The sequence below is a fragment of the Neisseria sp. P0013.S005 genome (assembly GCF_051958425.1).
GTDB lineage: Bacteria > Pseudomonadota > Gammaproteobacteria > Burkholderiales > Neisseriaceae > Neisseria > Neisseria subflava.
The window spans coordinates 1-241 of sequence record NZ_JBQCVL010000088.1; the positions used below are offsets into that span (position 1 = coordinate 1).

Annotated in this window: 1 protein-coding gene; it reads right to left on the minus strand. The window is 44.8% G+C overall.

Annotation, left to right across the window (positions count from 1 at the left end; genetic code table 11):
* Nucleotides 1-134: prepilin-type N-terminal cleavage/methylation domain-containing protein (locus ACTHTA_RS11605; RefSeq protein ID WP_440364841.1), on the minus strand; the 134-nt coding region annotated here is incomplete at its 3' end.
* Nucleotides 135-241: the final 107 nt, after the last annotated feature.

Sequence of the window (241 nt, forward strand, 5' to 3'; positions counted from 1 at the left end):
GATTCCCGATAGGCAGTCAATGCCGCCGTCGCCAATATCGAAACCAACAGCATCACCACCAACAGCTGTATCAAAGAATACCCCCTCTGCACAGTTGCTCTATTCCGTTTTCCGTTAAATGCCTTTAAGTACATATCTTTATTCCCTTAATCTTTTATATCCCTATCCGACAAGAGGCTATCCATTTATCCCTTTACCCAATGTAAAGTCTCCATTTGTCCAGGTCTTCATTCCCGGCCCC